The following is a 16,000-nucleotide window of genomic DNA, read 5'->3' as shown; positions in this document are numbered from 1 at the left end:
TATAAAATCGCGAAAATGTAAAGACTCAACTTTGAATTGCCTTCAGTTTTAACTGGAGACATTGATAGGGCAACAAAAACAAGGTATTAGCCAAATAATACATTTTGGCTAAAGCCCCTTTTCTATATAATCTTAAACCTCCATCTGAAGCTGGAGGCAATTCACGATACATTAAAAAAAAATAGCCACTTCTTTTCACATGAAAGAAAAATAATTAAATTGGCGAGGCTTTAGAAACAATTCTAAGAATACACAAAAGATAAGTAATGGGATTATTTGACATATTTAAAAAAAAGAAAACGGAATCGACGTTTCCAGAGAATGAACTAGAAAAATGTTTAATGCAAGCAACATCAAGTTTTTCTGCACAAAAGGTATTTTATCAAAAAATGTTATGGAGTCAATTGTTTATATTGACAAACGAAAATTCGATTTCAGAAATTGGAGATCAAACTACAGAAAATGATACAACTGTTCAGTGTGTTACTTTTGAAAACGGTCAAATTCCAATCTTTACATCAGTAAACAGAATATTTGACAAAGGCATAATAAAAAAAATGATTCCACATCTCAGTTTAAAAGGACAAGATTTGTTTAAAACCTTAAATGGGGCAACATTTATACTAAATCCTTACTCAGATTTTACAAAAGAATTAATTCCAGAAGAAATTGAAAATCTTTTAAATGGCACAATCTATAATAAAATTGACGAGCAGGAAGTTGAGTATAAAAAAAATCAACAATTCAATCAAATCTTTGAGCAAGCTGGAAAAAAACAAGAAGGACTGATTGTTTTAGACGGATATAGAAAAAAAGAATTGAAGGAAACCGAAAAGTTAAAGCTTGAAGAGTCTATAAAAGACTTCAAAAAATGCCTTGAGATAGCTCCAGAGCATTGGCAAAGTATGGTATTAATCTCAAAAGCGTTTCAAAGACTGGAAAGACACGAAGAAGCTCTTGAACAATTGGAATTAGCTTTTAAACTTGAATTAGAAAACCATATAATCCCTATGGAAGCATCGCTGGAAGCTATGCATTTGAAAGACATCGAGAAAGCAATATTTTATTCTGAAGAATCTCTAAAAAGAAAACCCAATGATTTTACACTATTGGGTAATCACGCAATGACCTTACTTGTTACTAAAAGAGACCAAGAAGCAAAAGAAACAATTGATTTAGCAATTAAATTACAGCCAAATGATTCTATAAATAAAAATATTGAATCTATTATAAGAGACGTTATAGCTAAAAAACGGGAACGACCGACTTTTGAAGATGCTGTTAGATAAAACTGCCAAATAATCAAAACATTTCTAAAAACATAGCTACATGACTTTGGACTGAAGATTTGCTTGTATAAAAGCTTAGTATAATTTTTATTTTTTTTGCAACTCTGCACTTTTGCGAGACTAAAAAAACAACAGCTTAAATCTTAGTATACTTAAAAAAAAATCAGAAACTTAATAACTTTTAGATCCTTAGCGAAGTATTTTTGTCTCTCGTAGATTTTGCAGATAACGCAGATTTTTTTGCTCGCGAAGACGCGAAGGCGCAAAGTTTTTTGGCCACTAATTATACAAAGTCTCTCGAAGTATTTTTGTCTCTCGCAAATTTTGCAGATCACGCGGATTTTTTTAGCTCGCGAAGACGCGAAGACGCAAAGTTTTTTTAGTAATGAAAGCTGATTTTGAAAATCACGCAAAGTCTCTCGAAGTATTTTTGTCTCTCGGAGATTTTGCAGATAACGTGGATTTTTTTAATTCTTATAAAATCGCGAAAATATAAAGATTCAACTTTGAATTGCCTCCAGTTTTAACTGGAGATATTGATAGGAGAACAAAAAGAAGGCTTTAGCCAAATAATACATTTTGGCTAAAGCCCTTTTCTATATAATCTTAATCCTCCAGCTGAAGCTGGAGGCAATTCAAAAAAGAAATTAGAATCTTAGATATTCATCAAGTTTTAGACGCACTGCTGTACATTTCTACAGAAAACCTTTGTCCCTTTGAATCTTTAAACCTCTTTTTTAAGGTTTTCTTTGGGGATTTCTTGATGTATGAAAAACAGAATAGATGATTACTTCATTTCCAATAATTTCATAAATAATTACAAATGGAAATTTTACCAAAGTTAATTCACGATAACCAGGTTCTTTTTTTATTTGAAATAATTCTGGATGTGTTTTTAAAACCTGCAGAGATGTTTTTAAGTAAGATAGAAATTGCTTTCCTAAACCTTTACTCCTACTTTCATAAAATTCAATAGTTTTATCAATTTCATTTTCAGCAAAGCGTAAAATTTTAATTTTAAAAACCATATTTAGCATTCAAACGTTGTTCTACTTCTTCCCATGAACTCGCTTCATTCTCCTGTGAAAGATACTTTTCTCTTTCTTCAGCAACAAGATCATAATGAGAATCAGGAACAATTGATTTCTTTTCATCATAATTTAGGGCATCAAAAACGCTTTCTAAAATTTCTAATTTAGAATCATCTTCAATAAATTTTCCAAAATCTTTTATAAGCTTAAGCCTTAATTCTTTTGTCTCCATTCTAAAATGTATTTGATTCAAATTTAAGCTATTTTAGTTTTGAAATGTGTTAATGTTATGGTTTATACATACAGCCCGAAAAGTTTCTGATTTATTATTTCTAATTTTGAAGATGCCAAAGTAAACGTTCTATCGGATTTTGCAAATAACGCGGATTTTTTGCTCGCGAAGGCGCAAAGTTTTTTTGAATAATTAATATTAGAAACTTCCTGCTGAAAATGAGAGAATTCAATAAAAAGCTCTGTGTCTCTTAATCTGTCCTTGACTAAAAAAATCAGGACCTTAGCAACTCAGAACCTTAGCAACTTAGCCCCTTAGAACCTTTAAAAAATCACCGTTGAATTCTTGACCTCGCTAATCATGAACATACTTTGGGTACTTCCAATGTGTTGCAAATTTGTGAGTTTAGTAACCAAAAACTCTCGATAGGCTTCCATGTCTTTGACTAAAACTTTCAAGATATAGTCGTAATCACCGCTTACGTGGTGGCACTCTAAAACTTCATTGAGTTTGATGACTTCGCTTTCGAATTTAGTGAGGAATTCTTTGGTATGCTGAATGAGTTTTAAATGACAGAAAACTACAAATCCTTTTTCGATTTTAGTTTTATCAACCAATGCTACATAGTTTTTGATGATTCCCTCACGCTCTAACTTTTTAATCCGTTCGTAAACTGCTGTAACAGACAAATTGAGTTTTAGTGACAATTCTTTGGTTGTCTTTTTACTATCGGTTTGTAATAAAACCAGCAGTTTTTTATCGGTAGTATCTAAAGTCATTTCGTTGAGGATTAGTGTATTTGGTTTGTTGTTAGTGGTTTGTTGTTGATTGTTAAAGTGAAAGAAAATCTATTAAATTATCTTTTATCAATCAAATTTAGATTAAAAATCATAACAAACACATTTTTATAGTTTTAAAATCTAATTACATGTTTTACAGTTGATTATTTTTCTAATTAAGTCTTATTTTGAGTAGATTTTCTTTTGAAAACGAAAGCCCTAGCCCTGATGGAAGTGAAAATCCTTTTGTGTCCGCCGCGGCGGACGCAAAAGATTGAAACGGACAGCAGGAATTAGCTTCTGAGAATTTCAATGTCAATGTCAATTTCAATGTCAATGGGAATTTCAATGTCAATTTCAATGTCAGTTCCAATGTCAATGGGAATTTCAATGTCAATGTCAATGTCAATGTCAATGGGAATTTCAACAAATCACAAACCACAAACAATAAACAATTAACCACTAACTATAAACTATTTAAAATGAAAAACTTTAATCCAGCAGACAAAATCCAGGATTTACAATACTTTGGGGAATTTGGAGGGGTGAATCCATCGATTTCCGATTCTTCTACTTATACTTTTCTTTCAGCCAAAACTATGTTTGATACTTTTGAAGGGAACATGGAAGGCTGCTACTTATATTCGCGTCATTCATCGCCTAGTAATTTGTATCTGGATCAGGCTTTGGCAGCTATGGAAGGAACAGAAACTGCAAATGTATCGGCTTCAGGAATGGGGGCTATCACACCTACCTTGCTGCAACTTTGCGGTGCTGGCGATCATATTGTTTCGAGTAGAACAATTTATGGCGGAACCTATGCTTTTTTAAAGAATTTCGCTCCGCGTTTTGGAATTGAAACCTCCTTTGTAGACATTACCAAACTGGAGTTGGTAGAAGCTGCTATTACCTTGAAAACAAAAGTTTTGTATTGCGAAACCGTAAGTAATCCATTGTTGGAAGTAGCCGATATTGCAGGTCTTGCCCAAATTGCTAAAAAATACAACCTGAAATTAGTCGTCGATAATACGTTTTCACCATTATCGGTTTCTCCGGCAAAACTGGGAGCCGATATTGTAATTCATAGTTTAACCAAATACATTAATGGAAGCAGTGATACTGTTGGCGGCGTAACCTGTGCTTCGAAAGAGTTTATCAATTCGCTGAAAAATGTAAACTCCGGAGCAAGTATGCTGCTAGGCCCTACAATGGACAGTTTGCGATCGGCTTCGGTGATGAAGAACCTGCGCACGCTTCATATTCGCGTCAAGCAACATAGTCATAATGCACACGTTCTGGCCGATAAATTTGAAAAAGACGGCTTAAAAACGGTTTACCCAGGCTTAAAAAGCCACCCAAGTCACGAATTGTACAAAACAATGATTAATCCGGAATATGGTTTTGGAGGTATGATGACAATTGACGTTGGGACTTTAGCAAAAGCCAATGAACTGATGGAATTAATGCAGGCCAGAAATTTGGGTTATCTGGCAGTAAGTTTAGGTTTTTACAAAACACTATTCAGTGCACCGGGAACTTCGACTTCGAGCGAAATTCCGCTAGAAGAACAAGCCGAAATGGGTTTAACAGACGGCTTAATTCGTTTCTCTATTGGTCTTGATAATGATATTGAGCGCACTTATGAAATGATGAAGGCTTGTATGATTGAACTTGGGATTTTGAATTCCACAGAGATTCGCAAAGAAGTTTTCACAGAGATCCGCTAAGTTTTCTTCTGTAAGCAACTTAAAGTTTTCTTTTACGCAGATTATAGCAGATTTTCTTTTTAGATTATAAATAGATTCACACCGATCTGCTTAGATCTTTTTAAAATCTGCATGAAACAAAAAAGATCGTTGTAAAATATTCTCGATAGAGATTCACTAAGTTTTTTTGCCACGAATTCACGAATTTTTTTAACAATACATCCGTGAATTCGTGGCTATAAAACTATCTCGGCTCGTAATGGCTAAACGTTTGCCAGTACTTGTCTTTGTAGATTTCGTAACTTACATCAAAAGAACTACTGTATTTTTTAAGTATTGCATCTGCCGTTTTTGATGGCTTTCTAAAATCTTTACATGCAAAAAAGATTTCTCGCTTATTCTCTCCTGTTTCTCTCCCAATGTTTAAATATCCATCAGAATCTTTTAGTTCGACCATAATTTCATCTTCAATTTCATTTAACAATTGATACGTTTCCTCATCAGGCATTCCATTAGTATTACTTCCATCAAACGGAATGCTAATAATAAATATCCACGGATGTGATGCTTTTTTATCCCATTTCAAAATAGATGTATTCATAATAGCCAAAAGAACGCCGCCTTCCTTCGTACCTGCTTCAAAGCTTGAATAATTATCCTTTTCAGTATCGTACCAAATATCTTCGTATTTTTCTACAAACTCTTTTTCTCTCCAAATCAAATAATCTTTTAATTTTTCAATTGGTACTAACTCTTCAGAAATTTCGTTGTTTCCTATTACTTTCATGTTATCTATCGAAGTAACAGAATCCAATTCGCCTAAATAATTATCCAGAAAAATATAAACTCCATTAGTTATTAGCTGCTTCTTATCTTCTGTAAAATGATAATAAACAATTGTCAAATCAATTTCATCTGGAAAGTCTTTATTTATAGTAGGATAAAATTTTAAATTATCAGCATTGAGTTCAAAATTTTCAAACTTTATTCCAACATTTTTAATATTTATTGCAGGCTTAAGAGCAGTGAATTTCCAACCTTCAATCTTTGGCGCAGCATTTACTAACTCTTCTATTATATAAATATTCCTAATTACTCCGTCGGGCGTTAAAACTAATTCAGCTATTTGATCGTCAATCATTCCTGCCAAAAAATAAATCTCAGGGTGAATTTCTGCTAATTTTGGTCCTAATTTATCAAAGAAACCCTTAGGGATGTTTTCTCCCCTTTGAACAATATTAAAAAACTCTTTTTCATTTTTCAGAAACCAATTCCAAAAATCATCATACGAATTTATTGGGCCTCGCTTCTTACCCAATACTTTATCAAAAAAACTCATGCATAAAAAATTAAAAATTCATAAAAACCAAAAATAAGAAAAAACCTTCTTTTAAATTCAGTTTAAAGTAAGAAATCTCATAAATTATTTCTAAAGTTCTTCTGTAAGGAATACAAAGTTTTTCACGCAGATTTAGCAGATTTTATTTCAAAATTATAAATTGATCTCCGCCGATCTGCTTTGATCTTTTTAAATCTGCGTGAAACAAAAATCTCCTTAATCTGTGACAAAATAAAAAGCCGTTCTGAAAATTACTTCTCAGAACGGCTTATCTCTTTTGTATGCTTAACTTACAAGGTTTCTATATTCAGTTTACTGTTTTTACGACTGAAGCCAAAGTAAATACAAAGACCAATAAGTAACCAAACTGTGAAATAAATCCAGTTCCATACACTTAATTCAGCCATCATATACAAACAACAGATTAAACCTAAAAGCGGAATCAATGATAAATTTTGTTTGAAAGCCCAAGCTGTCAAACCAACCAGAACAAGTAAGAAGATCCACATTGGAATTTTATGCTTGAACAAGCTGAATCCGCTTTCAAATTTTAAGGAATCACTAATTGGTAAACCTTTTACAACCTCAGCATACTTCGCATCATCAGATTGATATTGGCTTAGTAAATGCTCTAAATCGGCTGTTTCTGAAGTTTTATTTTGTACATCAATACTTTTTAGATAATTGAAAACTTTTTCGGACTCACTTTTATCCAATGACGTAATAATATCTGCCGGGCTATTAATTTGAGTCTCGTTTGTAATAAAGCTCATAGTGGCTTTTTTATTATATCCGAAGGCAAAAACTAATCCGATGGTTAATAAAACCGGCATTATGTATTTGGAATTGATATATGGTGTTTTGAACTTTCCTCTTGGAATCTCAGGTTTGTTTTGCAATACCAAAACTCCGGCACAAACCAATACGAATGCGAATAAAGTTCCAATACTACATAAATCTGTTACCATGGTAAGATTTAAGAATAAGGCCGGAACAGCAACCACAAAACCGGTTACAACGGTCGCATAAGAAGGCGTTTTGAATTTTGGATGTACGCGTGAAAAACGTTTTGGCAATAATCCGTCACGGCTCATACTCATCCAGATACGAGGTTGTCCCATTTGAAATACCAATAAAACGCTGGCCATTGCCACTACCGCACTTACTGCAATAATTCCGGACATCCATTTTAAGTCTAATTTTTCGAATACAAATGCTAACGGATCCCCTACATTTAACTCATTATAACGTACCATTCCGGTAAGAACCAGGGCAATGGCAATATACAAAATCGTACAAATAATAATCGCCCACATCATTCCGCGTGGTAAGTCTCTTTGTGGGTTTTTACATTCTTCAGCCGTGGTAGAAATAGCATCAAAACCAATGTAAGCAAAGAATACTGCCGAAACACCTTTTAGTACTCCACTCACTCCGTTTGGTGCAAACGGATCCCAGTTGGCTGTATCTACATAAAATATACCTACTGCAATTACCAAAAGTACAATACAAAGCTTCACCACAACCATAATATTACTGGCATTACGGGATTCTTTCATTCCGCGGTAAATCAATGCTGTAATTAAAATAATGATTAATAAAGCCGGAAGATCGGCTACAAAATGAAAAGAACCAAACAAAACCGGAGAAGTCGTCCAGGCCGTATAAGCAGCTTGTAGGGCTGGCTCTAAGTTATCAAAAGCTTTTCCGCTGTGCATCAGAGCAGTTGCATTATTAAATCCGTTTGAGGCCGTTAAATAGTCCATTTGAACCCATTGCGGAAGGTGTATGCCTCCGCTGGCGAGCAGTCCGGTAAAATAATCACTCCACGATATCGCAACGGTTATATTTCCAACCGAATATTCCATGATTAGGGCCCAACCAATAACCCAGGCTATAATTTCACCAAATGCCACATACGAATACGTATATGCACTTCCTGAAACGGGTACCATTGAGGCAAATTCAGCATAAGCAAAAGCAGCAAAACTACAAGCCACTGCTGTAAATAAAAACAAAAATATAACAGCTGGTCCACCATCTGCGCTGGCTTTTCCGATCGTACTAAAAATCCCGGCACCAACAATAGCAGCGATTCCGAAGGCGGTTAAATCCCTGGCAGTTAAGTGTTTTCCTAATGCATTATGACCGTCTGCATCGTTCTTTGCAACTTGCTTCAGAATATCTTGTACCGTTTTTTTTCGGAATAAACCTGATAATGCCATATATGATTTTGCTTTTAAAATTAATTTAATTCGGTCTTTGTGGTTTTATTTTGCAAATAATGCAAAAATTATCCTGATTTCAAATATATAAAACGATTTTGTTTTGCACCGCTTTTTGTGGTGAATTATTTTGCCCACGGATTATTACAGATTAAACGGATTTACGTTATTTTTTCTTTTGCCACGAATTTCACGAATTAACGCGAATTTTTTTGTTTCTAATCTTTGTGAAAAATAATGGAATCTATTTTAGAAAAAAAATCGCGTCTTCCGATAGTAGTCAGGAGTTGTAAAAAAAAGCATTCGTGTCAATTCGTGAAATTCGTGGCGAAAAGAATAATTCCTGAAATTGCTTCGCCTGTGCGCTATGACTCGGGTCGTGACAACACCCTCTACTTTTAACAGTTTCTTAAAATACTTACCGATTTAATTTATTCCAATCTGCAGAATCTGCGAAAAACCTTTTTTTAGCACTTCAAATACTTGACTAATTTTCTCTCGCAGATACTGCAGATTTAGCAGATTAATGCCAATTTCTTTTGTTCTAAATCATTTTAATCCTCATAATCTGTGGCAAAAATAAATCAGCTCACCCAAGCTACAGCGAACTGACAAAGCAATCTGCGTGAGAAAAATCTAAAATCTACATTCTAAAATCTACATTCTAAAATCTAAAATCTACATTCTAAAATCTAAAATTACTTCAGGCAATTTCTTAAAATACTCACCGGATGCTGTGCTTCCCTGTTCGTTCCGTCATAAATTTGGTGACGGCAACTGGTTCCTGCTGCTGCGATTTTTACTTCCTGGGCGGTCGCTCTTACTTTCGGAAACAACGTATCTTCTCCCATTTGCATGCTCACCTGATAATGCTCTTTTTCGTAACCAAAGGATCCCGCCATTCCGCAACAGCCCGAATTATAAATTGTAACCGTATTGTTCATCGGTAAATTCAGCATGGCAAAAGTCGCTTCAACCGAACTCAGAGATTTCTGGTGACAATGCCCATGAATCTTAATTTCTTTCTTTTCTTCTGAAAAAGAATCAGCCGTAATCTTACCTTCGATACTTTCTTTTTTAAAGAATTCTTCTATCGTAAAAGCATTTTTAGCTACTTTTCCGGCTGCTTCCTTGTCGGTTGCCAGACGTAAATATTCGTCCCTGAACGTTAAAATCGCCGAAGGTTCAATTCCGATTAAAGGTGTATTTGCAGAAACTAAATCCTTAAAAATAGTCACATTGATATCTGCAATTTTCTTCGCTTCTTCCAGAAATCCTTTCGACAAATAGGTTCTTCCGCTTTCTTCATGATCGACGATTAAAACTTCATAGCCCAATTTCGTCAGTAATTCAAAAGCATCGATTCCGATATTGACATCGTAGTAATTCGTGAACTCATCATTAAACAAATACACTTGTCCGTTTGGGAAATTCTTTTGTTGTGGTTTATACTTTTCGTACCATTTTCTAAATGTCTTTTTTGCCAATAACGGAACCTGCCTTTCCGGCGCAATTCCCATGCTTTTTTTCACGAGAGACTGATTAGAAATAAAATTGGTAATCGACGGAAACAAACTTCCCATCTTATTCAGTTTGGCGTTATGTGCAAAAATTTTGTTTCGGGTCGAAAAGCCATTCGCTTTTTGATATTGGTATAAAAATTCTGCTTTCAGCGTTGCTACGTCTACATTACTCGGACACTCGCTGGCACAGGCTTTACAGCTCACACACAATTCAAAAACTTCGTAAAGCTCTTTCTGGTCGAATTTATTTTCTTTCTCTGAATAGGTCAAATATTCGCGTAAGGCATTCGCCCTCGCACGCGTGGTTTCTTTTTCGTTTTTGGTTGCTCGGTAACTCGGACACATCGCTCCACCTGCCGACGGCAATTTTCTACAATCGCCCGAACCGTTGCATTTTTCGGCAGCACGCAAAATCCCTAAACTATCCGAGAAATCCTGAAACGTTTTAATATCCGGTTCAACTCTGCCCGAAACAACACGATGATTCTCGTCCATTTTTAAGGCATTCACAATCTTACCAATATTCAAAGCCGAGTTCGGATCAAACGCCAGCTTGATTCGTTTCAGCAATTCATAATTCGTTTCGCCAATCATGTACGGAATAAACTCACCGCGCACAATTCCGTCGCCATGTTCTCCGCTCAGAGATCCTCTGTACTTTTTAACCAAAACAGCCACATCGGTTGCAATGGTTCTGAAGAGTTTTAAGTCGGATGTCTTCTTCAAATTCAGCACCGGACGCAAGTGTAGCTCACCCGCTCCTGCATGTGCATAATAAATTGCCTCTTGTCCGTGTCGCAGCATCATGGCCGAAAACTCGGCAATATAAGCTGGTAAATCACTCAATTCAACAGCAGTATCTTCGATTGAATCGGCCGCTTTATTATCTCCCACAATACTTCCTAAAAGTCCGAGACCGGCTTTACGAAGCTCGTTTACTTTTTCGATATCGGCACCATAAATTTTAACAAGTGCGTAGCCGAAATTGTTTTTCTCTAAATCGGCTACTAAAGCGTTGGCCTGATTTTCCGCATCAGAGGCATCGTGCGAAGCTACTTCAAACAGCATAATCGCTTTGGGTTCCCCCACTAAAAAGAACCTGTTTTTAGATTGCTCGCGATTCGTTTTAGTACAATCCAAAATCGTATCGTCGATCATTTCGGCGGTATACAAATGATGTTTCATCGCTACCACAACAGACTCCAGTGATTCCTGAATACTATGATAATGCGCCACCACCATAATGTTATTGGCGGGCGGCAAATCGTCCACTTTTAATGTAATTTCGGTCGTAAAAGCCAGCGTTCCTTCGCTTCCGCAAAGTAACTTTCCAAGATTAATGGTAGGTTCTGTCCCGCCAAACAAATCCGATTTTAGCAGAATATCTACAGCATAACCCGTATTTCTTCTGTGAATTTCCGGCTTAGGAAACTCTTTTATGATTTCGTCCTGCGTTGCTTTTACCGAAAGTTCGTCGTAAATGCTTTTGTAAATTTTATTTTCTAAGGTATCCCCTTTGGTTTTTTCGATAAATTCAGCCGAAGTCAGCTCTTTAAAAATCGTCGCCGAACCATCACTCAAAATGGCTTTGATCTCGACAATTTTATCACGCGTTACCCCATAACGAATCGAAGTCGTTCCAGAAGAGTTATTCCCTACCATTCCGCCAATCATACAGCGATTAGAAGTCGAAGTATTGGGACCGAAAAATACGCCGTGAGGCTTCAGGAATAAATTCAGTTCATCGCGAATGACACCGGGTTGCACCGTAACCGTTTTTTTAATCGGATCAAAATCCAGAATCTTGGTAAAATTCTTCGAAACATCGACCACAATTCCGTCGCCAACCGTTTGTCCTGCAAGAGAAGTTCCGGCCGTTCTTGGTGTAACCGAAATATGATGTTGTCCCGCAAACCGAATTAGTTTACTAATGTCTTCGATTGTTTTAGGCACGGCGACCGCTTTTGGCCGGATCCGATATACCGAAGCATCGGTTGAATAAAGTGTTTTATGAAGATCGTCGTATAAAAGTGTTCCTTCTAATGATTCTGATAAGTGTTGTAACTCCTTAATTATTGACATTATAACTTAATTTATGAACTAAAACGGATTCAGTGAATTACAAAAATAGTTTTTTTTAGGTTCTTTTTAAAGGTTCAGAGGTGCAAAGTAGCAAAGGTTCAGAGGTTTCCTTTTCTTTGGCTTTCTTGAGTTCGATTTTTTTGTTCTTTTCAACGGATTGAAATCCGTTGCTATAAAATAAGCCATTCCTACAGAATTCTATAAAAGAGTTTCAGAGGAAAAAAATATATTGTAGAGATGTCCCAAAGCTTCGGGATTAATCCATCATTCGCAACGTAGTCACAATCTTGTCATCCCGAGGAACGAGGGATCTTCACAAGCAACTCCGCAAAGAATGTCGACAATCGTTGTCAATCAACTAGTGTGACCCTTCCTACAAATCAGATAACACAAAGTGACTTTATTGTGGAGTTACTTGTGAAGATTCCTCCTCTGTAGGAATGACAAAAAGCCCGAATAATAAAGATTGAGATTAATTAAAATGCGCACCTTATACAAAATATTGCCACCCTCAATGTAGTCTAAGACTTATGAAACTTTTTGAGATTCTGAGGTTCTAAGTTTTTTTCTTTGATTATCCTTTTTTGAATTGGAATTTGGAATTTTTTTATTGGAATTCCACCCCAATTGTCACCCTGAGCACCGCGCCACCTTAAAATAATTTATGCATTTCTTGCCCTTTATTTCTTAAAAATTTGCTCATTAAGAGAAGCCTATCAAACCAGTTATGACGTTCCACTAACCATTTATTACAAAAAACAAACCGACGGTTACTTTCTAAATATCTTATCAACTATGACGAGCTACTTTTGTATTTAATTTCACTCTAATAGAAAAAATAAAAGTAAAAAAATGAATAATCCAAAAGAGGATACCATTATACCCTGTAAACGACAATGCCGTGAAGCAAAACAAAGCTTATCCTTTTACATAGATACAAATAAACTGCATCCCAACGGCCCATCCCTCAAGGTAGAACCAGCGGCGGACAATAATGTTGCAAAGGTAACCGAAAACTGTCTCTTCATGCGAATCTACCCTGATTCTGATTATGGTGGTCGCTACAGTATGAGTTGGTCTACTACCGTAGGATTTGTACTCACTTGGGCGCTTTTTACTTTCTTTACCATAAAAAGTTATTACCATGAGATATCTACTGGGAGCTTTAGAGGTAGTTTATTTGAATATATGAATTATGTCCCCCTATTGATAGCAGCAATATTCTTTATTGACTCTTCCTGGATATTTATTCCTTGGCGTCGTCAGTTGCCAATTATCTTCAACCGTAAGACTAACAAAGTCACATGCTTCATCGACGGACATGTCGTCAGCGAAGACTTTAACAGCCTCAAAGCCAACATCAGAAGTTTTATAAAAAAAGGACATTCAACCCATGAAGGTATTCCCATCTTAGTTTTTCAACAAGTTGAAGAAAAATCACGCCCGATGATCAAAAGTACAAGGAATACACCAATGGGACCAGTCAGTGTAGGTGTATGTGGCGCAGGCATGGTTTGGGAATACATCCGCCTCTATATGCGAGAGGGCGTCGAAGCGGTTCCACTCATTACGCCAATCAACGAATATCGCTTAAAGAATATCAGTGATTCGTTCAGACACTTTAATCCTCTAAAAGCTTTGGATGTAGATTTTTGGTGGTACCCTATCGCAATTCCATTTTTCATATTTATTGCGCTTCCATTAGCTCCAGTAGTAATAATAGGGGATCTACTTTACTATGCGCTTGACCACATCCTTCCCCGTCGCTCATGGCCAAAAGAACTAATTGATGCCTGTGAAGGTGTATGGGACGGAAATGAAAACTCGGATTAAAAAAAGCTTTACAAAACTTTAAATAGCACAATCGCCATACAAAGTTGAGAGAACCCGTTTTTAAATTGGAATTTCCCCGAGCTCTGCGAAGTCTCCCGAATTCGTAGCGACAACAATGATCAAACAAATTCAAAAAACGACTAGATTATTGGAACGGGTACGAAGTCGGGAGACTTCGCAGAGCAGACTAAAAATGACTTAAGAACAATAAAACCAATATAAAATGGCTCATAAACTAACAGTAATGCCAAGAAATGAAAAACAGAGAAAATGGCCAAAAGAAGGTGATGTTTTTTACTTCTGCTTAAGTGATGGCCGTTTTGGATATGGAATGGTTTCTTTAGGTAAAATAGATGTTGGTCCATTTAAAAATGCCATTCTCATATACTTATACAACAACTTCACATCATCGCTTGATGAAAATACAACATTAAGCAAAGACAACTTACTATTACCACAGATTATTACCGACGCTTCATGCTGGAAAAAAGGCTATTTTACAAAAATCAGAACTTTAGAAAAAAATAATATGGATATCTATCCGTGTCATTACTTTAAAAGTCCGACACGAGATAAAATATATGACACCAATGGAAAACAAATAACCTCTCCCATTGACAAAATACCCGTAGGTAGAGAATCTATCCAACTCCACAACAACATTATAAGATCTATCGAAAACATAATAAATTGATATTATTCAAGCTATCTAAAATTTAAAACACATTGTATTCTGTTTTTCAATTTCTCCCTGCGCTCTGAAAAGTCTCCTGACTTCATAGCGAGTAGAAGGCTTATAAAACCAATATTTCAATACAGCCTTTTGCAATTTGGAATTTAAAAAATTGAAAATTACATTTGAGTTACAAATTTCCAATATATGAACCAGCCAAACAGAATCTATTTTTTAGGAAATCCATATCCAAATGGTCACACTTTAGAACAATTTAAATGGAACGGAAGAATCGAAGAAGATGAATCGATTTGGTTTGATTTTCACTTAAAAACAGATGCTTATTATGCCGAAGATCGATCCGAAGACGACGATGAAGAATATAAAGGTGACTGGCATTCCAAAGGAGTCTGGGGCAATTTTCATCAATGTACAATGTCTTCAACATATTGGGGAGATTATGGGATTAAAATCAATAAAACTTCACAAAAAACTGTTTTCAATGATTTTATAAAAGATGATTTATTGGCAGACACTTTCCCCCTTGATGATGATTTTGATTATGACGAAATTGCATTCGGAATTTATTTATTAGGACACGATACCTGCGCCAATCATAGAATAAAAATTACTCCCACAGCTCAAAACAAATATGATATTGAATGGACCGGAAAAATTGCTTTAACCTATTCCGGAGCCAACGAATTTAAACATGATTTTGAACTTCTTCTTCATAATACTGAATTCGATGGTTTTTATTATCCTAAATCCTGGTCGCACGAAAAAGCAGCCGATTTCTTTAAAACTAATTTTGAAGATTTTGAAGAATACGAATTTGTCGACCTCAACCCAAAAAGCAAAAAACGAGAATACAAATTCCAAAAGAAATAAATCTCTTTCACCCCAATTGTCACCCTGAGCGGAGTCGAAGGCTAATGAAACTTTGAGGCTCTAAGAGGCTAAGGTTCCCCCCGCTCTGCGAAGTCTCCCGACTTCGTAGCGACAACAATGATCAAACAAATTCAAAAAACGTCTAGATTATTGGGATGGGTACGAAGTCGGGAGACTTCGCACAGCGGGACTATATTTTTTATTGAATTTAAACAACAACATGCAGTTTAACAAATTTGATTTTTCAGAAGCTAATCCTGCTGTCCTTCCAATCTTTTGTGCCGAACCCCGACACAAAAGGATTTTCCCTCCCATCAGGGCTAGGACTTTTGGTGTCATAAGAAAACATTAATTAATAAGAAAAGGTGGTTCTTGAATATTTTCGAAACAATACCGT

11 protein-coding genes are annotated in these 16,000 nt (G+C 35.7%); 5 read left to right on the top strand and 6 right to left on the bottom strand.

Annotated features, from left to right (window positions below):
* The first annotated feature begins 266 nt into the window (after positions 1–266).
* Positions 267–1,289, top strand: coding sequence for an SseB family protein (locus FLA105534_RS17395; protein ID WP_173967363.1), 1,023 nt, complete (start codon positions 267–269; stop codon positions 1,287–1,289).
* A gap of 737 nt (positions 1,290–2,026) precedes the next feature.
* Here FLA105534_RS17395 and FLA105534_RS17390 read toward each other — a convergent pair.
* The 3 genes from FLA105534_RS17390 to FLA105534_RS17380 all read right to left on the bottom strand — a co-directional run bounded on the left by FLA105534_RS17390 (position 2,027) and on the right by FLA105534_RS17380 (position 3,331).
* Complete coding sequence (locus FLA105534_RS17390) at positions 2,027–2,317, bottom strand: type II toxin-antitoxin system RelE/ParE family toxin (protein ID WP_173967362.1); 291 nt, start codon at positions 2,315–2,317, stop codon at positions 2,027–2,029.
* Positions 2,307–2,552: a hypothetical protein gene (locus FLA105534_RS17385; RefSeq protein ID WP_173967361.1), complete on the bottom strand. Its 246-nt coding sequence runs from the start codon at positions 2,550–2,552 to the stop codon at positions 2,307–2,309. Before FLA105534_RS17385 ends, FLA105534_RS17390 begins: the two co-directional genes overlap by 11 nt.
* Positions 2,553–2,875: 323 nt before the next feature.
* Positions 2,876–3,331, bottom strand: a complete 456-nt coding sequence (locus FLA105534_RS17380; protein ID WP_173967360.1) for an Lrp/AsnC family transcriptional regulator — start codon at positions 3,329–3,331, stop codon at positions 2,876–2,878.
* A 482-nt stretch (positions 3,332–3,813) separates the two neighbouring features.
* Here FLA105534_RS17380 and FLA105534_RS17375 point away from each other — a divergent pair, with 482 nt between their 5' ends.
* Positions 3,814–5,058: an aminotransferase class I/II-fold pyridoxal phosphate-dependent enzyme gene (locus FLA105534_RS17375; protein ID WP_173967359.1), complete on the top strand. Its 1,245-nt coding sequence runs from the start codon at positions 3,814–3,816 to the stop codon at positions 5,056–5,058.
* A 223-nt stretch (positions 5,059–5,281) separates the two neighbouring features.
* Here FLA105534_RS17375 and FLA105534_RS17370 read toward each other — a convergent pair whose 3' ends face one another.
* The 3 genes from FLA105534_RS17370 to FLA105534_RS17360 all read right to left on the bottom strand — a co-directional run bounded on the left by FLA105534_RS17370 (position 5,282) and on the right by FLA105534_RS17360 (position 12,206).
* Positions 5,282–6,376: a DUF695 domain-containing protein gene (locus FLA105534_RS17370; protein WP_173967358.1), complete on the bottom strand. Its 1,095-nt coding sequence runs from the start codon at positions 6,374–6,376 to the stop codon at positions 5,282–5,284.
* 290 nt (positions 6,377–6,666) lie between these two features.
* Entirely contained in the window at positions 6,667–8,601 is a 1,935-nt protein-coding gene (locus FLA105534_RS17365; RefSeq protein WP_173967357.1) for an amino acid permease, read from the bottom strand.
* Positions 8,602–9,299: 698 nt separating this feature from the next.
* On the bottom strand, positions 9,300–12,206 hold the full coding sequence (locus FLA105534_RS17360; RefSeq protein ID WP_173967356.1) for an FAD-binding and (Fe-S)-binding domain-containing protein: 2,907 nt from the start codon (positions 12,204–12,206) through the stop codon (positions 9,300–9,302).
* A gap of 852 nt (positions 12,207–13,058) precedes the next feature.
* Between FLA105534_RS17360 and FLA105534_RS17355 the strand changes: the two genes are divergently transcribed.
* The 3 genes from FLA105534_RS17355 (at position 13,059) to FLA105534_RS17345 (ending at position 15,603) form a co-directional block, all read left to right on the top strand.
* Positions 13,059–14,039 carry a hypothetical protein gene (locus tag FLA105534_RS17355; RefSeq protein ID WP_173967355.1) on the top strand — a complete coding sequence of 327 codons (981 nt, stop codon included), beginning with the start codon at positions 13,059–13,061 and terminating at the stop codon, positions 14,037–14,039.
* 223 nt (positions 14,040–14,262) lie between these two features.
* Positions 14,263–14,733, top strand: a complete 471-nt coding sequence (locus FLA105534_RS17350; protein WP_173967354.1) for an Imm26 family immunity protein — start codon at positions 14,263–14,265, stop codon at positions 14,731–14,733.
* Positions 14,734–14,919: 186 nt separating this feature from the next.
* Positions 14,920–15,603 (top strand): hypothetical protein, encoded by a 684-nt coding sequence (locus FLA105534_RS17345; protein WP_173967353.1) that lies wholly within the window; start codon positions 14,920–14,922, stop codon positions 15,601–15,603.
* Positions 15,604–16,000: the final 397 nt, after the last annotated feature.

Source organism: Flavobacterium collinsii (assembly GCF_902804485.1).
Lineage (GTDB): Bacteria > Bacteroidota > Bacteroidia > Flavobacteriales > Flavobacteriaceae > Flavobacterium > Flavobacterium collinsii.
The sequence above is the reverse complement of the archived record's forward strand: the minus strand, read 5'-3'. Positions and strand labels throughout refer to the sequence as shown.